This is a genomic window from Paracoccus haematequi, assembly GCF_900631945.1.
Classification (GTDB): domain Bacteria; phylum Pseudomonadota; class Alphaproteobacteria; order Rhodobacterales; family Rhodobacteraceae; genus Paracoccus; species Paracoccus haematequi_A.
Map to the genome: position 1 here is coordinate 1 of NZ_UZWE01000071.1, position 20,683 is coordinate 20,683.

The 20,683-nt window shown below is 60.2% G+C and carries 20 protein-coding genes and 2 pseudogenes; 5 read left to right on the plus strand and 17 right to left on the minus strand.

The annotated features are described in order from the left end of the window. Positions 1-161 precede the first annotated feature (161 nt). Genes PARHAE_RS19600 through PARHAE_RS19650 form a run of 11 tightly spaced genes read right to left on the minus strand, consistent with a single transcriptional unit; the run spans position 162 to position 10,246 of the window. Positions 162-926: an SDR family NAD(P)-dependent oxidoreductase gene (locus PARHAE_RS19600; RefSeq protein ID WP_126156197.1), complete on the minus strand. Its 765-nt coding sequence runs from the start codon at positions 924-926 to the stop codon at positions 162-164. After that, positions 923-1,696, minus strand: coding sequence for an HpcH/HpaI aldolase family protein (locus PARHAE_RS19605; protein ID WP_126156198.1), 774 nt, complete (start codon positions 1,694-1,696; stop codon positions 923-925). Before PARHAE_RS19605 ends, PARHAE_RS19600 begins: the two co-directional genes overlap by 4 nt. A gap of 8 nt (positions 1,697-1,704) precedes the next feature. Next, positions 1,705-2,487, minus strand: a complete 783-nt coding sequence (locus PARHAE_RS19610; protein ID WP_126156199.1) for a fumarylacetoacetate hydrolase family protein — start codon at positions 2,485-2,487, stop codon at positions 1,705-1,707. 12 nt (positions 2,488-2,499) lie between these two features. Further along, complete coding sequence (locus PARHAE_RS19615) at positions 2,500-3,954, minus strand: 2-hydroxymuconic semialdehyde dehydrogenase (protein ID WP_126156200.1); 1,455 nt, start codon at positions 3,952-3,954, stop codon at positions 2,500-2,502. Positions 3,955-3,978: 24 nt separating this feature from the next. Then, positions 3,979-4,668, minus strand: a complete 690-nt coding sequence (locus PARHAE_RS19620) for a class II aldolase/adducin family protein (protein WP_126156201.1) — start codon at positions 4,666-4,668, stop codon at positions 3,979-3,981. Between the two features lie 2 nt (positions 4,669-4,670). Then, entirely contained in the window at positions 4,671-5,528 is an 858-nt protein-coding gene (locus PARHAE_RS19625; RefSeq protein ID WP_126156202.1) for a VOC family protein, read from the minus strand. Further along, positions 5,521-6,387 carry a VOC family protein gene (locus PARHAE_RS19630; protein ID WP_126156203.1) on the minus strand — a complete coding sequence of 289 codons (867 nt, stop codon included), beginning with the start codon at positions 6,385-6,387 and terminating at the stop codon, positions 5,521-5,523. The genes PARHAE_RS19625 and PARHAE_RS19630 overlap by 8 nt, the downstream gene beginning before the upstream one ends. A 55-nt stretch (positions 6,388-6,442) precedes the next feature. Further along, the gene (locus PARHAE_RS19635) at positions 6,443-7,414 is read right to left on the minus strand and encodes a TRAP transporter substrate-binding protein (protein WP_126156204.1); all 972 of its coding nucleotides are present in this window, start codon (positions 7,412-7,414) and stop codon (positions 6,443-6,445) included. Positions 7,415-7,435: 21 nt separating this feature from the next. After that, positions 7,436-8,362: a 3-hydroxyacyl-CoA dehydrogenase NAD-binding domain-containing protein gene (locus PARHAE_RS19640; protein WP_126156205.1), complete on the minus strand. Its 927-nt coding sequence runs from the start codon at positions 8,360-8,362 to the stop codon at positions 7,436-7,438. A gap of 1 nt (position 8,363) precedes the next feature. Further along, a complete protein-coding gene (locus tag PARHAE_RS19645; RefSeq protein WP_126156206.1) occupies positions 8,364-9,635 on the minus strand; it encodes a TRAP transporter large permease in 1,272 nt (423 codons plus the stop codon). Then, on the minus strand, positions 9,632-10,246 hold the full coding sequence (locus PARHAE_RS19650) for a TRAP transporter small permease (RefSeq protein ID WP_126156207.1): 615 nt from the start codon (positions 10,244-10,246) through the stop codon (positions 9,632-9,634). The genes PARHAE_RS19645 and PARHAE_RS19650 overlap by 4 nt, the downstream gene beginning before the upstream one ends. 187 nt (positions 10,247-10,433) lie before the next feature. Between PARHAE_RS19650 and PARHAE_RS19655 the strand changes: the two genes are divergently transcribed. After that, positions 10,434-11,072, plus strand: coding sequence for a GntR family transcriptional regulator (locus PARHAE_RS19655; RefSeq protein ID WP_126156208.1), 639 nt, complete (start codon positions 10,434-10,436; stop codon positions 11,070-11,072). 152 nt (positions 11,073-11,224) lie between these two features. Here the strand turns inward: PARHAE_RS19655 and tnpC are convergent. From tnpC to istA, 3 genes and pseudogenes are all read right to left on the minus strand, one after another. Beyond that, positions 11,225-12,346, minus strand: a pseudogene (gene tnpC, locus PARHAE_RS19660) (IS66 family transposase); the annotation flags it as partial. Between the two features lie 132 nt (positions 12,347-12,478). Next, a pseudogene (istB, locus tag PARHAE_RS19665) lies at positions 12,479-13,236 on the minus strand (IS21-like element helper ATPase IstB). Further along, complete coding sequence (gene istA / locus PARHAE_RS19670; RefSeq protein WP_126156213.1) at positions 13,233-14,810, minus strand: IS21 family transposase; 1,578 nt, start codon at positions 14,808-14,810, stop codon at positions 13,233-13,235. The pseudogene istB and the gene istA overlap by 4 nt, the downstream one beginning before the upstream one ends. Positions 14,811-15,024: 214 nt before the next feature. Here istA and PARHAE_RS19675 point away from each other — a divergent pair, with 214 nt between their 5' ends. The 3 genes from PARHAE_RS19675 to PARHAE_RS19685 all read left to right on the plus strand — a co-directional run bounded on the left by PARHAE_RS19675 (position 15,025) and on the right by PARHAE_RS19685 (position 17,429). After that, positions 15,025-16,044: a quinone oxidoreductase family protein gene (locus PARHAE_RS19675; protein ID WP_126156209.1), complete on the plus strand. Its 1,020-nt coding sequence runs from the start codon at positions 15,025-15,027 to the stop codon at positions 16,042-16,044. A 19-nt stretch (positions 16,045-16,063) separates the two neighbouring features. Then, a complete protein-coding gene (locus tag PARHAE_RS19680; RefSeq protein ID WP_126156210.1) occupies positions 16,064-16,450 on the plus strand; it encodes a hypothetical protein in 387 nt (128 codons plus the stop codon). 520 nt (positions 16,451-16,970) lie between these two features. Continuing rightward, positions 16,971-17,429, plus strand: coding sequence for a hypothetical protein (locus PARHAE_RS19685; RefSeq protein WP_126156211.1), 459 nt, complete (start codon positions 16,971-16,973; stop codon positions 17,427-17,429). Positions 17,430-18,726: 1,297 nt separating this feature from the next. On the opposite strand, the gene PARHAE_RS21250 is transcribed toward PARHAE_RS19685, so the two are convergent. From PARHAE_RS21250 to PARHAE_RS21945, 3 genes are all read right to left on the minus strand, one after another. Further along, on the minus strand, positions 18,727-19,029 hold the full coding sequence (locus PARHAE_RS21250) for a hypothetical protein (protein WP_164555322.1): 303 nt from the start codon (positions 19,027-19,029) through the stop codon (positions 18,727-18,729). A gap of 309 nt (positions 19,030-19,338) precedes the next feature. After that, positions 19,339-19,512 carry a hypothetical protein gene (locus PARHAE_RS21255; protein ID WP_164555323.1) on the minus strand — a complete coding sequence of 58 codons (174 nt, stop codon included), beginning with the start codon at positions 19,510-19,512 and terminating at the stop codon, positions 19,339-19,341. Next, positions 19,509-19,637: a hypothetical protein gene (locus PARHAE_RS21945; RefSeq protein ID WP_268236168.1), complete on the minus strand. Its 129-nt coding sequence runs from the start codon at positions 19,635-19,637 to the stop codon at positions 19,509-19,511. The genes PARHAE_RS21255 and PARHAE_RS21945 overlap by 4 nt, the downstream gene beginning before the upstream one ends. A gap of 363 nt (positions 19,638-20,000) precedes the next feature. Between PARHAE_RS21945 and PARHAE_RS19690 the strand changes: the two genes are divergently transcribed. Beyond that, the gene (locus tag PARHAE_RS19690) at positions 20,001-20,207 is read left to right on the plus strand and encodes a cold-shock protein (protein WP_126156212.1); all 207 of its coding nucleotides are present in this window, start codon (positions 20,001-20,003) and stop codon (positions 20,205-20,207) included. Positions 20,208-20,683 lie beyond the last annotated feature (476 nt).

The following is a 20,683-nucleotide window of genomic DNA, read 5'->3' on the forward strand; positions in this document are numbered from 1 at the left end:
GGCACGGCATGGGCAGGTGGCGGGGGGGGTGCGGGAGGCATTGCCCCAAGGGCCGAAAGCGCGGGAAATCTATATCCGCGATCTGTCTCTCGATGCGATCCGGGTGAAGGGGCGGGATTTTCGATGATAGATCACATGAAAGCGAGGAGGGTCCTACTGGATCATTTTGCCAAGAACCCTCCATCAACAGGCAAGGTGTGGCCAGTGATCATGGCACTGTGGCTGCTCAAGAGAAATGCTATACTGTGCGCGACCTCGTCTGGCGTTGCCAAGCGGCCGAGCGGGGTAACTTCCGAGATGCGCTGCATTGCTTCCGCGTCAGCCTTGAGGGCTCCGATGAACGGTGTGTCCACCCAGGTAGGCGCGACCGAATTCACGCGGACCCCATGATCGGCCCACTCGCAGGCCATTGCCCGAGTCATGTTAACCAAGGCACCCTTTGTCGCATGATAAGCGAGGTTCGGGTAAAGCCCGCCCCCTGACAGCCCCATGATCGAGCCCAGATGCACGATCCGCCCCTTGATCCCCCGTTCTATCATTTCCCGCACAACCGCACGCGATGCCAGGAATATGGAAGTCATATTGACGTCGAGACTTCGCTGCCAGGTCGACAGCTTCTGGCTGATCGCATCCTCGCGCGGCGACACGCCGACCGACGTCACCAGCATGTCAACACGTCCGTAGGCCGTCAGTGCTGCAGCTAGAGCGGTTTCCACCTGACTTTCGTCGCTGAGATCGCCTGCGTGGGAGGTGCATTGAACTCCCCTGCCCGACAGCTCGGCGATGGCGTTTTCCAATGCAGCGGCATTAGCATCCCAAAGCGCGATCCTTGCACCCTGCTCACCCAGGAGGTGAGCGGTTGCCAGCCCGATGGCGCCTGCTCCTCCCGTGATCACCACGACTTGCCCCTCAAAGGGAAGCATCATGCGCCTCCTTTTTGCAGATTGGCCAGCAGACCCTTCGCTGCATTCATCAGCAGCCCCGTGTCCACTGACGCAGCAACAAAGCCATAGCCCCAGTCGAGATAGCGTTGCGCATCGGCCTGATTGGTCGCAAGGATGCCTGCTGGCTTGCCCGTGGCCTTCAATCTGGCGACTGCATTCTGCAAGACTTCCTGCACATCAGGGTGTGCCGGGTTGCCCAAGTGCCCCAGAGAGGCAGCGAGGTCGGAAGGCCCGATGAAAACGCCGTCAACGCCAGACACTGCGGCGATTTCCTCCAGTTGCTCCATTGCCGTGCCGGTTTCGATCTGCACGAGCAGGCAGAGTTCCTCCTCGGCTCGGTGCAGGTAGTCGGCGGCGAGGCCGAAACGGCTCGCGCGTGTCGAACCGGCTACACCCCGAATACCGGCCGGAGGATAGCGCATGGCACGGACGGCAGCCTGGGCCTCATCGGCGCTCTCCACAAAGGGGATCAGCAGCGTCTGTGCCCCTTGGTCCAGATGGCGCTTGATCAGAACCTTGTCGTTCCAAGCGGGCCGCACGACACTTGACGTCTTTCCGGCCGCAGCGGCCTGCAGCAGCGGCATGATGCCGGACACCTCCACGGGCGCGTGTTCACTGTCGAACAGCATCCAGTCATAGCCGACCAAGGACAGCATCTCGGCAAGCAGAGGCGAGACCGAAGACATCCAGATGCCGATCAGCTGCTCGCCTGCAAGCAACCGATGCTTGAAATGATTTATGGAGATTTGCATTGTCGCTCTCAAACAAACTGAACAGCGACCGAGCCAAGCGGCCCGAAATCGGCGTGCAGGGTGTCACCCTTCTTCGCCCAGACCGGGCGGGTGAAGCTGCCCGACAGCAGCATGTGTCCCGGTTCCAGCGTGACATCGAAGGGCGCAAGCTTGTTGGCCAGCCAGGCTACTGCCATCGCAGGATGACCGAGCACACCTGCGGCCAGTCCAGTTTCCTCGATTTCCGAGTTGCGATAAAAGATTGCCCCCACCCAGCGCAGATCTACGTCAGTTGGCCGAACAGGGCGACCCCCCAGAACCAGGCCGGCGGCAGCGCCGTTGTCGGCGACCGTGTCGAAGATCCGTCGAGGTTCCTCGACGCGGGCATCGATGATCTCGATCGACGGAACGACCCATTCCGTTGCTCGCAGCACATCAACGAGTCCTACATTCGGACCTTTCAACGGCTCCTTGAGGATGAAGGTCAGTTCGGGTTCGACGCGTGGAACGCAGAAATCCTCGAACCTCACCTTGGCGCCGTCCTGCAGCACCAGATCGTCGAACATGTAGCCATAATCAGGCTCGTCGATCTTGGAAGCTGCCTGCATCGCCTTCGAGGTCAACCCGATCTTGTGGCCGATGATCTTCGCGCCAGCCTTTACCTTGGCATCAGCCACAGCCGAAGAGATGGCATAGCTGTCAGCAATCTCGATACCGGGAAACATCTCGGAGGGGCGCTTGCCCTGCTTTTTCGTGCGGTGGCTTTCGAGCAGGCTTTCGACGCAGCGGGTGCGTTCATCTTGGGTCAGCATGGCGCCGGTCCTTCAGAGTTTGATGCAGATGTTGCGGAGTTCGGTGTAGAACTCCATCGAATGAATGCCGCCTTCGCGGCCGATGCCGGATGCCTTGGCACCACCAAAGGGCGTGCGCAGGTCCCGCAGGAACCAGCTGTTCACCCAGGCGATGCCCACCTCGATCTGCGCCGCCGTGCGATGTGCCCGCCCCAGATTGCTGGTCCAGACCGAGGTTGCCAACCCGTAGGGCGAGGCATTCGCCATTGCGACACCCTCCTCCTCGGAGTCGAAGGGAGTGATGTGGGTGCAGGGGCCGAAGATCTCGTCAGTGACTACCGCCGCATCAGCGGAAAGCCCGGTCCACACTGTGGGTTGGACAAAATAGCCGCCGTTGAAACCATCGACTTCGGGTGCGCCCCCACCTGCCAGGATCTCGGCGCCTGCGGCCTTCGCCTTGGCGTAATACGAAAGCACCTTATCGCGATGTTCGGCGCTGATGACCGGGCCCATCGTGGTTGTCTTGGCGAAGGGGTCGCCGAACGCAAAGCCCTTGGCCTTCTCAGCCAGGGCCTCGCAGAACTGTTCATAAATGCCACGCTGAACATACAGCCGTTCAGTGCCCAGGCAGACCTGTCCGGAGTTGGCAAAGCACGCCCGGCCTATGCCTTCGAGCGCCGCATCCAGGTCGGCATCGTCAAAGACAAGCCCGGCATTCTTGCCGCCCAGTTCCAGCGAAACCGGCCGCACGCCGTTCGCGGCGGCGCGCATGATCGCTTCGCCTGTCCTTGTCTCGCCGGTGAAGGTGATCCCGTCTATGCCGGGATGGGTGGTGAGGAACTCGCCCGCAGCATCGGGGCCATGGCCATGGACGACATTGTAGACGCCGCGCGGAATACCGACCGCGTTCATCACCTCGCCCAGCAGAGTAGCTGTAGCGGGGGTTTCTTCCGACGGTTTGACGACCACGGTATTGCCGCAGGCAAGCGCGGGTGCGACCTTCCAGGTCATCAGCAGCAGGGGCAGGTTCCAGGGGCAGATCACCCCGATGACGCCGCGGGGACGGCGGATCGAGTAGTTCACGGCGCCCCGGCCATCCGGGGTATCCATTTCGAAGCATTCGGTCCCCGTGACCAGCACCTGATCGGCAAAGACGTTGAAGTTCGCTGCCCCACGCGGAATGTCGATATGAGAGGCAAGAGATGCAGGCTTGCCGGTGTCCCTGATTTCGGCGGCCAGAAATTCGTCGAAACGCGCATTGATTCCTGCGGCGAGCTTGCGCAGCAACGCCACGCGTTCGGCTACGGGCATCTTGCCCCAGGGTCCGTTCAGTGCCGCGCGGGCGGCGCCCACTGCGGCATCGACCTCGGCCCTGCCTGCAGAGGATACCTCGCCGATCACCTCACCGGTGACGGGATAGTGGTTGGCAAAGGTGGGGCCAGAACCCTGGACAAATTCGCCGTCGATGAAGTTGAGATAGGTTGTCACAATCTTGTCCTTGTTCGTGTCTGGTCAGGAGGTGGCCAGTTCGGGATCGCCTGCGGTCATGTGGTCCCACATGCGTTCGATGATCCGACCCGCGCGGGTCGCGCGTGTCTCGGCCTCTGCCTCGGGAATGATGGGCGCAGTGTCGGCAAGTCCGGTCTGAAGGGCGACCAGCTCGATCCGGCACATGTCTTCCAGATACCAGGCCAGAACGGTCGCAGCTTCGATGCTTTCACCCCAGACCACGGCACCGTTGCCGCGCATCAGGAGCGCCCGGCCCTGCCCCATGGCGTCGATGGCGCCCACCGCGCGACTGTCATCGCGGATGAGTTGCGGGTCGTCCCACAGACCTACCCCAGGCTGGAAGTAGCAGCCAAAGCCGTGCCGTGGCTGGGGCACCCGGCCAAGCGCAGCCAGTGCCATCATGTTCGGACCCATGAAGCGCACGACGCCGCCTGCCTGGAGGTGACGGGCATAGATCTGCTGGTGCAGGCGCACCTCACCGAGAACACCCTCAGGCAGGTCCCCATGGACAGGCACGGACTTGCAGGTTGCGCCCACCGGCGTCAGTGCCATGGGCATGGAAGGGCAGACGAGAAAGCTCTCCGTCCCCGTTCTCGCCGAGCAGTGTCCATAAGCGTGGACCAGGCCAGCCCGTCCCAGAGCCCGCGCCGCGATGCGCACGCGGCGGGCCACTTCGTCCTTGTTGTCGTGCATGGTCAGTCCTTGAATGCCGCGATCCGGGGCGCCGCGCCCCATTGGCAGAAACCCTTCGGCTCGAAATGGAACTGCCGGTCCCGCCACAGTGGCTCGTCGTGGATTTCGCAGACACCGGTCGAATACTCGAAGGTCATTCCCTCAGGACCGGTAAAATACAAAAACTGTGCCGACGACGTCGGATGGCGCCCAGGACCGAAAGTGATGTTCACCTGGTTCTCGCGCACATGATGGAAGCTGCGCTGGATATCGTCAGCACTTTCGACCTGATGGTTGATGTGCTGAATGCCAGCCTTGTGGAACGGGAACAGCGCAATGGAATGGTGGATCGTTCCAAGTCTCATCAGTGGTGCATCACCGATCCGGTCGGACACACGGGCGTTGCACACCTGCGTCCAGAATGCCTCATCCCGTTCCGCATCGGTGGTGCATAGTCCGACATGGCTGAAGCCGGTTATTCCCGCATCACGGCTGCCGTGGAACCGGACGGCCGAGACATCGGGGCGCACCACGAACTCGATGCCGTTTCCGGTTGGATCGTTGAAGCGAATGAACTCGCGCACGTGGCGTGCGTCACATTCCTGCGGCGTGCCGTAATGCACGTCACTTCCCATCGCTTGCAACGTGGCTGCCGCCCGTTGCAGGTCATCTGACGAGCCTATCTCGAACGCCGTGACTTGCTCATCCGGATTCCCTTCGAAATAGCACAGCGTATGGGCGCGCTCGTTCGATTTGAAATAGGTCGAGCCGCGGCGGCGTTCGGATACTTCAAGTCCAAGGATATTAACCGCGAACCACTCCGCCCCGGCAAGATCGCGAGTGCCCAGACGGCAATAAACGACGTCCTTCAGTTCAATCATGGCCTGCTCCTCCGAATTCGGGTGCGCGGGATGGCGATCCCCATGCGCAATGGCTACGTGCGTCATCAACCAGTTGACGTGGCCCGCCATGTGGAAGTCCTTGCGCCGTTTCGGCCCGATAGCCGTAATAGATGCCGTCCGGTCCTTCTCCCAAAACAAACATCGCGTTCGAGGCAGCCTGCCGGCCTGGCCCGTGGACGACGGGGATCTGGTTCTTCTGGAAGAAATACCAGTTCTGCATGATGGCGTTGACGCCTTCAACCTCCCAGGTCGCCGCCAGCACCCCGTCGCGGTGCGAAGGATAGAGTGCAATCCGATGATGGGCATCGTCGATGTTCAGATAAACCGCGTCGCCGGCCCAGTCGGCCACCTTGGCGCCGACGCCGCGGGTCCAGAACGCCTCATTCGCGTCAATATCCGTGCATGCCAAGCTGACAGCGCCGAACTCGGTTATCCCTGCATCGCGGGTGCCGTGATAGCGCCAGCCCGAAGTCAGCGGGCGCCACACGATTTCGATGGCGACGCCGTTCGGGGCCATGATCGCGATCCCTGCCTTCACCTGTCGCTTGCGGCAAGCACCATCATCCAGATGTTCTACCGTGCCAAAAGGCGCCAGAGCCTCGGCCCGAGTATCCAGATCTTCCCGGCGACCCACTGTCAGGCCGATGGCCGGATGGGTCGCATCAGACCAGTATGCCAGCGCATAGTTGCGCGCATCAGATCTGAAGTGGATCACGTCATCGCTGGCGACGTCACCCATTTGCAGGCCCAGCTTGTCCAGCGCAAAGCTTCGGGCCGTATCCAGCCCTTGGGGCGCAGGCAGCCGCAAATAGCGCAGGTCGCGGTAATTCAAAGTCATTTCAGTCTTTCCTGATGCAACCGCCGGCCGCGGACGACGCGGCGGTCTATTGGGATCAGTTCAGCGCGGCAGCTTCCTGCAGCAGACCTTCGAACAGCGGCGACTTGGTCTTCCACTGGTCGTAGTAGGCTTCGATGGCTGGGCCGAACCATTCGCGATCCACCTCGACCACTGGCACATCGGTGCCTTTCAGATTGCTCAGGAACTCCTGCTCAAGCTTTGCATAGGCCTCGACAATGGTTGCGGTTTCGGCTGCAAATTCCTCGGCGATGATGGCCTGATCCTCGGGAGTGATCTGCGCCCATTTCCGGCCCGAAGCTGCTGCCAGCATCGGGAACATCCCATGGTCCGAATTCAGGATCACACTGGCATTGGAGTAGTATTTGCTGTTCCAGGTGCCTTCCAAGTCGATCTGCATCCCGTCGATCTGCCCATTGGCAAAGGCGTCGTAAAGCGCCGGAAGCGGCATCGGCGTCGGCACCGCTTTCAACCCGGTCCACAGATCCAGTTCGGGCGCATACGGGATGGTGCGGATCTTCTTGCCGGCCAAGTGGTCTACTGTCTCCACCTTGCCGCTCATCACGACCTGCCGCATTCCCGAAACGGCCCAGCCAAGCCCCTTCAATCCAAAGCTGGGCAGCTTCTCCTCCAGCTTCTTCGTCGTCTCACCGTCCAACAGCTTGCCCGCGGTGACGATGTCCGGCACCAAGTAAGGAGCAGCCAGGATGCCGAAATCATCGTCGCGGTTCGCCAACTCTCCCAAGGTCAGGAAGGCGAAATCCAGCGCCCCGGTCTGCATCTGCTGCATCATCTGCGATTCAGGCCCAAGCTGGCCCGATGGAAAGATCAGGATGTTGACGCGGCCCTCGGTGCGCTCATTGATGCGCGCAACCATGTCGGTGGCGCTTTTCGTCCACTGATGTGCTGGGGGCGTGATCATCGACATGCGATAGTCAGTGGCCTGCGCAGTGCCTGCGGCCATGAGCAAAACTGCTGCGGCACCCTTCAGGATCGTGGTAAACGTCATTCTTTCCTCCCTGTGAAAAGCTCAGGCCGCATCGTTTCGCAGCTGGGCGATGGCGGCAAAGGCACGCGGAACCATGCGGTTACGCTCGGCCATGATGTCGGTGGTAGAGCGCGGATCATGATCAGTGATGCCGCGGACCAGAAGATCGCAGGTGGCGCGATCGAGTTGTGGGGCGCCCAGGTCGTCGAAATAGCTTTGGAAAGCAGGACCCAATCCTTCGAGGAATCGCTCCATCCCCCCCTCCCCTCCGGCAAGGTGGAATACGGTCGAAGGGCCATAGAGGGACCAGCGGGGCGCAAGGCCTTCGCTGATCGCGCGTTCGGTTTCAGACAGCGATACGACGCCTTCAGCCGCAAGATGGATTGCCTCGCGCCACAGTGCGGCCTGCAGGCGATTTACCACATGGCCGAGGATCGGCTTTTTCATGCGGATGACGCTTTTTCCCATTGCTTCATAGAACACGGTCAGGTCGTCCAGCCGCGCAGGCTCTGTGTTGCGCGATGGGCATAATTCGACCGTGGGCATGATCCAGGGCGGGTTGTTAGGATGGGCAATCACCAGGCGGCCGGGGTCGGCAAGCACCGTGCCGATATCGTCGGGTGACAGACCGGAACTGGAGGAGGCGATCAGCACAGCGGGAGGCAGCAGCGGTTCGACAGAAGCCAGAACCTGATGCTTGATGTCCAGCCACTCCGGCAGGCATTCCTGCACCAGATCGGGGGCCAAACCTGCGGCGTTCGTATCTGCAGCATGGACCGGTGCGACGCTCTGCGGCCCCAACAGGCCCATCTCGATCAAGGTCGGCTGCGCTGCTTGCCAAGCTTCGTTCAACGCTGAGGAAGCGTGTGGTGCTGGGTCAATGACTACAGCCGCGTGGCCAGCAGCGCCATAGGCCACAGCCCAGCCCATTCCGATCACACCACCGCCAAGGATCCAGATGCGGGCCATCTCAGAACCACCTTACCAATGCCAAGGTCAATTCGGGCCGGAAGACGATCAGCAAAATGACCGCGAAGGCTACGATAAGGAACGGCGCCAGTAGCAAGGCAATTCGCTCGGCTCGGACCCCCGACAAAAGGGAAGCCGTGAAAAGTCCTGTTCCGACCGGGGGCGTCACAAGGCCCAGCGTGAGATTGAGGCACAGCACGACGCCGAAGTGGATCGGGTCAATGCCATAGACATCGGTTGCCACCGGCAGGAACACCGGCACGACCAGAATGATCGCGGGGATTGGATCGGTGATCATCCCTAGTCCCAGCAGCAGCACGTTCAGGAGCAGGAGGAAAATGATCGGCGAGTCTGTCAGCCCCTGCATATAGGCGGCGACCTTGGCAGGCAGGTTCTCGAAGGTAATGACCCAGCTGAAGACCTGCGCAGCCGCGATCAGGAACAGAACCACCGCCGCACCGCGCGCCGCGCTGACAAGCGCGGGCCAGATATCGGCAGCCGTCATTTCACGATAAACGAACATGCCGATCATGATCGCCAATAGGCTTGCAATTGTGGCAGCTTCGGTCGGAGTGGCAAGCCCGCCCAGGATGGACACGATGATAGAGGCGGGGATCAGAGCCGCCGGAATCGCATCAACAACTGCGCGGATACGCTCCTGCATCGACATCCGGGGGCTTCGCGGAAAGTCGTAGCGATGCGCCTGCCAGCCGATCAGGCCGCAGAAAGCAACGAAGATCAGGATGCCTGGAAGAATTCCGGCAATGAACATGTCACCAATGGGAACCTGCGCAATGACGCCAAAGATGATGAACATCATGGAGGGGGGGATGATCGGCGCCAGCAGCCCTCCCGCTGCGGTGATCGCCACCGAAACGTCCTTCGGATAGCCCGCCTTCTCCATTTCAGGCACCGCAAGGCGCGACATGATGGTGATCTGCGCTACGGTCGAGCCCAGGATCGAGGCCATCATCATGTTGGCGCCCAAGTTCACATAGGCGAGCCCCCCCCGGAGCGGCCCCAGAAGTGCCATCGCGAAAGCCATCAGCCGTCGACCGATACCACCGGCGTTCATGAATTCGCCCAGCAGAATGAATAGCGGCAGCGCCAGCATTCCATAGCTTTCCAGCCCGCCGAACATTTGCTGCGGATAGGATTGCAGCAGCACAAGGTTTCCTGAAACGACGATGTAGATCAGCGCCAATACGGCCAGCGTCAGCGAGATCGGTAGACCCATCATCAGCAGGCCAACGAAGGACATTCCGACGGTCATTGGCCACGCTCCTCTTGATCATTGCGTGCAATGCGGATGTCGCGTTCCAAGGCGGCAAGTGCGTGGACAATGGACAGGATGGCAAACAACGGCAGCACCAGCCAAAACCAGACCTTCTGGAGACCCAAGGTCAGCGTTCGTTCCTGGTAGATGAAGTTGAAGGTTTGTTGTGAATAGGCGGTCAACGATTCAGCACCGAAGGCATGGATCGGGTCGAACCAGCGCCAGCACAGCCAGGCCAGCACTACAAAGAAGCCCAGAACAACCAGGTCCACGCTGATCGCCAAGGGATGCCGTAGGCGTGGGGGAAGGTTGTCGGACAGCAGGGTTACTGCCATGTGCTGCCCACGTGCCAAAGCTACGGCCGCCCCCAGAAAGGCCGCGCACGCCATCAGCAAGATCGCTGCCTCATCCGCCCAGAGTAAAGGCGCGCCGAATGCTCGCAGTATGACGTTGCCGGTCAGGATCACGAAGATTGCTGCAATGAGAAGCGCCGTCGCACCTTCTTCCCATTTGGCAAGATGCTGGTCCAGTTGCCCCAGGATAGATCTGGCTTCGCTGTCTGGGCACAAGGCAGACTCCAGAGCACATGCACCTTCGGTATCGTTCATCGCAATTCCTCCCCGTTCCAAGGAATGATAGAAATTTTTGTTGTGTCAATAAAAAATTCGATATTTTAATTTAGCGTGGAGCGAGGTAGCGTGGATCAAAACTGGGGAGAACAGCTTGAGTCTGATTGAGGACCACCGACTGATCACGGGATCCGAAAGTGTTGCGCGATCGCATAGTGAGCGAGCCATGCAGCTTCTGCGTGCGGACATTGTCGAAGGCATTTTGGCACCGGGACTTAAGCTCAAGCTCGATATGTTGCGCGATCGTTATGAAATCGGTGCAGCCCCACTGCGCGAGGCACTTTCTCGATTAGCAGGCGAAGGACTGGTCATTGCGCAGGAACAGCGGGGATTTGTCGTGTCCGGCATGTCTGCTGAAGAGGCGAACGACCTTGGAGAGCTGCGGCTTTTGCTGGAAATCGAAGCGCTTAGAGATTCGCTATCTCGTGGGAACGAGGCATGGCAGAACCGGGTGATTACGTCATACCATTGGCTGGAACGTGCCGAGCAATCATCACTTTCTTTGGAAGGGAGATTGGATGAGTTAGAGCGGCGAAATTTCGACTTTCACGAGGCTTTGGTAAGCGCTTGCGAGCGCCGCTGGACGCTTCATCTGCGTGGCATCGTGTTCCGCCAGCATGAGCGGTATCGGCGCCTTTCCCGCATCCACACTGCGAAAACGCGGCTGGTTTCCGACGAGCACCGCGCGTTGTTAGACGCTGCATTGGAACGTAACGAAGATGCAGCAATCGCTGTCATAACGACCCATATTCGACGCACGACACGTGCTGTCGGCGAAGCATTGCAGGCCGCAGATCAGCCGTAAGCGCGACGCCGTTCCCCTCCTGCCTCTTGTAGTCTGCTTGGGCCATTTTGCACGCGCATGAGCGTGGGAGTGTTGGCTTGGAGAGAGACGACAAAATGGGCGTCCATTTGGACGGCTTCTCGGGTAGTGAGTAAGCGGGAACCTGAGGCCGTTCAGACTTTGTAATTCCACGGCATGAGAGTATCGATTTGGGCACTCGGCCATCCGTTGGCGATGCGTTCCAAAGACTGGGTCAGCCATGCCGCCGGGTCTACGTCGTTCATCTTGCAGGTCTGCAACAGCGTGGCGATGGTTGCCCATGTGCGGCCGCCGCCGTCTGATCCGGCGAACAGGCTATTCTTCCTCGTGATGGTCTGGGGCCTGATGGCGCGCTCGACAATGTTGGAGTCCAATTCGACAAGGCCGTCAGTCAGGAAGCGTTCGAAGATCTCGCGTCGGGTGACGGCATAGCGAATGGCCTCGGCCAGCTTCGATTTTCCAGAGATGCGCGGCAGGGTCTGTTGCCAAAGCATGAACAGCCCCGCGACGATGGGTGCCGAAACAGCCTGGCGCGCGGCGGCGCGCGTCTCGGGACTTTGGCCACGCATTTCTGCCTCGAGCTTCCACAGATCGGCCATTCGCTCCACTGTGGTAGTGGCGACCCGGCTGTCTCCGGCAGCGTGGAGTTCATAAAACCGTCGTCGGCTATGGGCCCAGCATCCTGCCAGGCGCAGGCCGTCATTGCCCCCGTCCTTGCGCAGCAGCTTGTTGTAGGCAGCGTAGCCGTCCACTTGCAGAATGCCGCGATAGCCCCCGAGATGCCGGCGCACGCAGTCGCCGGATCGACTGTCCTCGAAGCGGTAAGCCACCATGGGTGGGCTATTCCCTCCAAAGGTGCTGTCATCGCGGGCATAGGCCCAGAGCCATGCTTTCTTCGTGGCTCCGGTGCCAGGGGCAAGGGCCGGCAGGCTGGTTTCGTCCGCAAAAACCCGGGCACCCTTCAGGACCTCATCAAGGACATGATCTGCGAGGATCTCCAGTTCGAAGCCGACCCGGCCCATCCACTGCGCCATCAACCGCCTGTCGAGGTCGACCAGATCGCGGGCATAGATCCCCTCCTGGCGATAAAGCGGAAGGCCGTCGGCGTATTTGGAAACGGCGATATGTGCCAGCAGCGCCTCGCTCGGCAGGCCGCTTTCAATGATATGCGCCGGCGCCAGGGCCTGGATGACGCCCTCATAGTCCTTGAACGCGTATTTGGGGCGGCGGGTGACGATCACCCGGAACTTCGCCGGGTGTCAACGGCGGAGTAAAACCCGGCCACGGGGCAGAGCAAAAGTCGGCCACTGTGGCGCACGCATAAGACCGCTGGGAGGGCGGAGCCCGAGCGGGGGTCTTATGCGTGCGCGGTGATTTTTTGAGGTGTTTCAGCCGGCCTTGCGGGCGCGACTTTGAGCGAGACGATAGCTTTCGCCGTTCATCTCGAGGATGTTGACGTGGTGGGTGATGCGATCCAGCAGCGCGCCGGTGAGACGTTCGGACCCCAGTGTTTCCGTCCATTCGTCGAAAGGCAGGTTGCTGGTGATCAGGGTCGCACCACGCTCGTAGCGCTGGGAGATCAGCTCAAACAGCAATTCCGCGCCGGTCTTCGACAGCGGCACAAAGCCCAGCTCATCGATGATCAGCAGCTTGTAAGCGGCCATCTGCTTCTGGAAACGCAGCAAACGCCGCTCGTCACGCGCCTCCATCATCTCGCTCACCAGCGCGGCGGCCGTGGCGAAGCCGACGGACAGGCCTTTCTGGCATGCGGCAGGCCGAGACCGAGGGCTACATGGGTCTTGCCAGTGCCGCTGGGGCCGAGAATGATAACATTCTCGCGGCGCTCGATCCATTCGCAGCGCGCCAGTTCCAGCACTTGCATCTTGTTGAGCTTGGGGATGGCGGCAAAGTCGAAGCTATCCAGGCTTTTGACGACCGGGAATTTGGCCGCCTTGATCCGCCGTTCGACCTTGCGGCGGTCCCGCTCGATCATCTCCCGCTCGGCAAGTCGGAAGAGGAATCCGACATGATCAATGCTTTCGGTGGCGCATAGCCGGGCCAGTTTCTGATACTCGCGCTGGAAGGTCGGCAGCTTCAGGGCTTTGAGATAATGGGCGAGCAGGATATCGGGCGCTTCGGTGCTCATGCCGCTTCTCCCGCATCAGACGACAGAAGGCGCATGTAGGCTTTCGCCGAGGTCTTCTCGACCGTCGCTCTCGGCAGGTAGGGATAGATCGACAGGTCCAGTCGCGGTGGCCGGCGCTCGACCCGGCACAGGACCAGATGCTTGACGGCATCGAAGCCGATCGCGCCGAGCTGGATCGCCTGCTTCACCGCCGCATGCAGGTCCGCAAAGTCGAAGCTCTCCAGAAGACGGAGCACCTGCACGTATTCCCGCCGGCCATGCTTGGCCATGCGGCCTTCCATCAGCCGGCGCAGCGTCGCGAACTCGTCCGGCAGATCCCAGCCCTGCAACGGAGCTGCCTGATCCAGCGAATTGATCTTCTGCTCGATCAGCGGCAGGTAATGAACGGGATCGAAGATGACATCTTCCCGTTCCCAGCTTCTGGGATGACGAGCAATGATCTCGCCGCGGCAGCCGATCACCACCTCATTGACATAGCCCCGAACCCAAACATCCTGGTGGCCGTAGGCGACCGGCACGGAATAGTCGTTCGTCTTGTAGCGGGCCAAAGACTGCGCCGTGACCTTTGTGCTGACCTGGTGGCCGTAGGCGACCGGCACGGAATAGTCGTTCGTCTTGTAGCGGGCCAAAGACTGCGCCGTGACCTTTGTGCTGACCTGGTCGCAGGCGTCGAAGGGCGATGCCGGCAAGGCGCGCATGGCATCCAGGTCCCGTTGAAGCCGCTCGCCGATCGTCTCGCTCTCGCCGCGTAGCTTGTCGCTCTGGCGCTTTCGGCACTGCTCTTCCAGAAACGCGTTGAACGCATCCCACGTCGGAAACTGTGGGATCGGAACCATGAAGTTGCGCCGGGCATAACCGACAAGGCCCTCGACATTCCCTTTGTCGTTGCCCTTCCCAGGACGGCCGTAACGATCCCGGATCAGGTAATGGGACAGGAAGCCACTGAACAGCGCTGCCCGTTTGCGCGTGCCGTCGGGGAGGATCTTCGCGACGAGGCAGCGGTCGTTGTCGTAGACAATCGATTGTGGCACGGCCCCGAAGAAGGCAAACGCGTGGATATGGCCATCGACCCAGGCCTCGGCCACCGCCGCCGGATAGGCCCGCACATAGCAGCCGTCACTATGTGGTAGATCGAGCACGAAGAAGCGTGCCTTCTGCTCAAGACCGCCGATGATCACCATCGCCTCACCGAAGTCGGCCTGCGCATGGCCGGGCGGATGAGCCAGTGGCACAAACACCTCCTGCCGACGCTGATCCCGCTCGCGTATATAATCCTTGATGATCGTGTAGCCGCCGGTGAAACCGCATTCGTCGCGCAGGCGGTCGAACACCCGCTTGGCGGTATGGCGCTGCTTGCGCGGCACCTTCAGATCCTCATCAAGCCAATGCTCGATCGTCGAAACGAATGCATCCAGCTTCGGTCGCCGGATCGGTGAGCGACGCTGATAACCAGGCGGCGTCGAATAGGCCACCATCTTCGCCACGCTGTCGCGCGATATGTTGAAATGCTTTGCAGCCTGACGCCGGCTCATCCCCTCAGAGACGGCCAGGCGAACCCTCAGATAAAGTTCCACGGTGTAGATCCCCACGCCCTCCTGCTGTCGTCGCAGAAGGGTAAATAGGTGGCCGGGTTTTAATCCGGCGCAGCAGGACTATCCCGCCGCTTCCGTGGCCGAATTTTGCACCGCCGCTCTCACCTATGGTGGCGAGGGGCCGGTCACCTCTGCCGACAGCTATTCTTGCGAATGACCACATACAGCATCCACCACGACAGAAGGACACCATTCCATGGCACAAACCACAACCGCATTTCGTTTTGGCACCTACGGCGACCCGTCGGTCCTGAAGTTGACGGACGTGGATCTTCCTGAACCTGCCCCAGGCGAGATCCAGATCGAGCACGAAGCCATCGGCGTCAACTATATCGACATCTACCATCGCAAAGGGGTCTTTGGCGCGCCCCTGCCCCTGCCGTCGGGCTTGGGCATGGAAGGGGTCGGCATCGTCACGGCACTCGGGGCCGGCGTGAACACCTTCGCCGTAGGTGATCGTGTTGCCTATGTGGGCGGTCCTCCCAACGCCTACAGCCACGCCCGCAACCTGCCGGCCGGCCGCGCCCTGGCCGTTCCGGACGCGCTGAGTTCGAGGATGGTCGCAGCCTTGATCTTCAAGGGGCTGACTGTCGAATATCTCATTCACCGGTGCCGCAACGTCGTGCCAGGAGACACGGTTCTCTGGCATTCCGCCGCGGGCGGTGTCGGATCCATTGCCGGCCAATGGCTTTCGAGCAAGGGCATCACTGTTATAGGCACCGTTGGATCCGCCGAGAAAGTCGAGATTGCCCGGGCGAATGGATGCAACCATGTAATCAACTATCGCGACGAAGACTTCGAGGCTCGCGTCAAGGAGATCACCAACGATCGGGGCGTAGACGCGGTCTATGACGCGGTCGGTGCCGACACGTTTGCTAAGTCGCTGAACTGCCTGCGCCCGCGCGGCACCATGGTCAGCTTCGGCGAAGCCTCTGGTCCTGTTGATCCGATCCCTGTCGCCTCTCTCGGAGCAAAAGGGTCGCTGTTTCTGACCCGCCCGTCGATCGCGCATTACACCGCCGATCGTGGCGAATACGAGACAGCAGCGAAGAACTTGTTCACAGCGATCCAAGACGGCATCGTTCGTGCGCCGGACATCACAACTTACGCGCTGTCGGAAGCTGCTCAGGCTCAGGCCGATATGGAAGCCCGGCGCACCACCGGATCGGTAATCCTGCTGCCTGAGGACATCTGCAGGACAAAAAGCAGAGCCTGAAAGTCGTGTCGTAACAAGGTTGAATGGCACCGCCCATCGGCAGCTTTTGGGAAGGCGCCTTTGCTGGGTCTGGAAAAATTTCCTGCGGCTGTTTTGCCTCGGACTGTCGCCTAAGGGCTCAAACTCCCCCACCGTTTTCTGCGAACTGACCTTTGCCAATCGTCCTTTTGCGGCTCTGGCCCTAACGGGTTTTATGGAATGCCCGGAGAAGAACTCGCGGCGTTCGGAGGAGCGGGGGACCGATGACTTCATCGAAGTTAACGGCGCTGCGCAGCAACGCAATATAGGTCTGTGTAATTTTTATTCCGGTGCGATAGTGCCCAGTGGCGTGGTGCAGCCGGCACTGGTCGTCACCGAATTGTTCGCTGCGGGCCTGCTTCATAGGGATGCCGCTATTGCAAGCTGATGACGGGTTCCTCTCCCATCGGCACGATAGTTTCAGCATCATGCAGCAGGCTCGTTGGACAGCCTACTTGTGATCCTGTTCCACCAGCAACGGCCCGACCAGGCGAACGGTTGCATCATCATAGGGAAAGATACCGAGCAAATCGGTTGAGCGCTTGATCTCTGGTCTGCGACGACGTGCCACGAACCCCTGCCCAATGGCTGATATGTCAAAGCCCAGGGCATCCGCATGATCCGACTGGCCACCTAAACGGCTTCGTCATGCCCGACCTCGTTGATAGGCCATCAGCAGGATCATCTGCCGTGCGGTCTCGCACACGGCGATGCTGCAGATCGCGCAGCGGAGTTCGCAGCAGGCGTTGAGCCCGCTTCAGGCGCGCGTCACGGAAACGGCGTAACAGCGCTCACGCTCGCATGAAGGGTTGCTGCACCATACGGTTGCGCAATCTGGCGGCAGCATGGGGCGAGAATGGGACATTCTGCCCTGCCGCCGCCTCACTCGCTTGAACAAGGATAAGCTGATGATGATCGCTGCCATGAACGCTTGGGCCGAACTGGAAAAGGCCAGTTCCAATATGATGAACACCCATCTGCGCCTGAACGAAACAATGACCGCTTCCCGCAGCGTCATCGGAGCCCGGATGACGGTCATGGGCAAGGCGGCTTGCCGCCCTGCCCAAGGGGATTATGCCGAACTCGGTGGAATGATGCATGAGAAGGTTGTGGCCATCGCCAAGGTCAACGAGGCCCTTGTCGAGCAATGGTCGGCAATGATGGCTGACGCCACAAAGCAGGCGCAGCACCTCTGCGACCTGCTACTGGGCGCGCGCCCTTTGCGCGCGGGCGATGTGCTGGGCTTGGCAGAGCGCTCGATGGAGCATGCTACCCGCATGATCACACGCAGCATGGATACCGGCGGATTGGCCTTGGCGCCGGTGCATCTGCAAGCCACAGCCAATGCACGACGCCTGAGCGAGTAGGTTTGCGGCCGAGACGGTGATGACGCCTGGAATGGACCGATGCAGTTTGTATAACGAGTGACGCCTCGCCTTCGGCGGCGGGGCCTTTTTTGCCGGTGTCGCGCGAAGACAGCAAAGATCGGAACGCCATCGCATAGTTGCCGGTGATTTTCGATAATGCCTCCATTTCACCATCTGCCGCTGCGAGGAGAAGCCAGCTTCTCCCGACGGCCAGGCAGAGAGTTGCAGAGGCGGGAGACCTGGGGACCAAGTGCATGCGCGAAACATCGGCGCGGAGCAGTTCGTCCTTCTTTCCTTTCTTCCCCGGGGCTTGGCACTTAGGGGCAGGATCACTGATGCAAAACGACCTTATGCACCCCATGTTTTAGGAGGTGCGACAGAATGTTCTGTTCCTGCCTCACAGAGGGCCGGACAATGGCCGTACGAATTCCTGCCTCTCCAAAAGATGCACGAGCCGAGCCCAAGAGCGAGGACAAAGCCCTGGATGGCCGCCAGAATAGCCAAGACGACGAGGCTTCCCGGAAGATGGCCGACGAAGGCGACGTGTCCCAGAAGAAGAACCGCCTTCCTGATGAGGACAGTGCGATTGTCCACGTTAACGGTTCAGGCATGAGCATCTGCCTTTACCTTGTGAAAGAGTACAAAAATGAAGATAACTTACAAAACATCGCAGAACGAACGCCCGTCGCTTGCAAATGCAGACGCACTGGTAAGTCCCGCAGCACAGCGTGGTCTGTTCGCAAGAGCATTTTGGCGGGCTGTCGACTGGCTCGCTGGCGACCCTGCTGTTGTCACCCCAGTCAGGGTGCGGTCTCTGGCTGATGTCAGGATCAACAGCCATTACGACGCGCTTGGGCGCAGCTGACGTCTGAATGGATAAAGGTGGCGGCGGGGGAAACCTTGCCGTTCTCGGAGGGAACGCAACCCGCCTGGGTTCGCGCATGCCTCTGCGCATTCAACGGTTGCAGGGCATGTTGCCTCACCCCCTCTTGCTTGTCGCCTCCCCCAGCATCTGTATCGTCTTGTGGTCCCCTGGCCGTCTCCTCCTTGAAGGCTCTTGAAGACCAGCGGTTACGATAAGACGTAAATGCCGAACAGCATTTGATTGGCAGATGGTCCTGCGCGGGCAGCGGGCTTTGTGGCCTCACCTATAATATCAAATGGCTGTTCTTCAGTCTGCGCCATCTCGACGTTAGGGGGATGCGCTAGCCCAAATGCGACTTCGGCTGCCGGGAGAGTTTCTCGCGTTTCTAGCCGCGTCCCTGGAGTGTAGCAGGGGCGGCGGCTTTGCTGTCGGTTACGGACAAAGCGTGCCACCTTTAGCGCGGCAGTTCCAAAATTTGACTGCTTCTTCCAACGTCCGTAAGGCGCGCTGAATTTCATCTTGGATTTCTGCGATCTCATCCTCTCGGCAGGATTGGAAGGCTGTCACGCCATTGCGATAAGCCTTCATTTCCTGGAGGCAGCTATCGAAAGCATAACGATCTTCGAAGGTATTAGAGGATCTGACGCAGTATGGCTCGGACGGCTCAAAGCACATTGCGCCCGCCGCGCCTGGTGAGACGAACGGTAACAAGGCGATCAAGGCGGCACGGATCACGAGCATAAGAAGTTGCCGCAGGTCACTTCAGCATCCGCAAGGGCATGCCTGGTCACATGCATCTGGAATACATTTTTTTCCAGATCGAACCCGACCGTGAAAACTTTCGACATGACCGCTCCCCTTTGTGGACCGATGCAGACCCACCTGGCATATCAGATGCCATCAGGGGGCGGCCGCATCATCAACGCCAACCCGACGCCTCTCGCCCCCCACCCCCTTGCTGGGGAAGCGCCCGCAGCACCAAATTCGGAGGGCAAGGCTTAATTTTTCACACGCTGCTCCGGACAAGGACTGAGCGTCTGCGGCTTATCTGACGCTCTGGGTTCGACGCAGGTTCATGACTGAGCGGACGGCGATGCGTTTTGCCTCCTCGGGCGCAACCCCGAGGGCGGCGCAGTTCTTCAGGATCGCCTGCATGATCACCATCTCGCCCTCATGGTTTGCCGGCCCGGCCTCTGGCGGCACGGCATCAACCGTCATCTGCTTGGCTTCACAGCAAGACCTGCCACTGTTCCCTTGGTGCTAGGTGCGGCGGCGATGACCTTGGGCTTTTCCTTCTTGGGCTTTTTCTCGTCACGTTTTCGCTTGTTCATGCCTTTGGCCATCGGTCAGTTCCTTGTTGGCCGTCGATGCGCGACGGATTTTCGCAGGGTAGGTCGCTGAATTCAGAATAGATAGACACGTCTCCGGCATCCACGATTGGCGGATGCGCGATCAGTCTTCTTTCCGCTGCGCCAAACGCGATCCGGGCCGGTTGAAGGAATAACGTCGGGCAATGATAACCCCTGCCAGCGACGCCACGCTCGGGACGCCATCGCACCGCCCTTGTAATGGGGCGGTATGATGCCCACCTGTCTATGGCAACGCTGTTCCTTCGACTTCTGTCTCCTTCTGGCTTCAGTCGCTCTTTGATGACGCCAAGCCAGGCCATCGCATTCAGCGGGTGGCACCAATGAGGAGATCTCACGATGGCCAACGGCACCGTGAAATGGTTCAACGCAACTAAAGGTTTTGGCTTCATTGAGCCTGAACACGGCACGAAGGACATTTTCCTTCACGTCTCGGCGCTGGAACGCGCCGGCATCCATCAGGTGGCTGATGGTCAGGCAGTGACCTTTGATGTGGAACGCGGTCGCGATGGCCGTGACTCCGCCTCGAACCTTACACTGGCCTGATCCCAGACTCCCAGTGCCCGGCCCTGTCAGGGCCGGGCAACTTATCGAGGAGCGACACAATGGCCTCAAAAAAAGCCGAAGCCCTGTTCAAGGTCACGGCGTCACAGACCCTGTGGGATCGAACGAACGACGCGGCAAGAGAGATAATCTCGAGCGAGATCAGCCAGCGAGACGCCAACAGCAAGCGATTGCGGAGGCTCAGACTGGCACGGGATGCCGAAGCGGCGGCGGCCCCTCTTGAACAACCAGCGGCCAAGCGGCCGCGAAAGAAGAAGGCCTGCGCACAAGCCGCATAAGCCGGTTATCATCGCCTTCGCAAACGCCATGCTGAAAAGCGGCGCGCCTTGGCAGCATCAGACCCACGCATAGACAGAAACACTAGGGTCTGTGGGGATTCACACTCGGAGGCTGATGTGATTCATAGTCAGGATGGATCGCAATGTTCTGACGGATGCCCAATGGGCGAAGATTGAGCC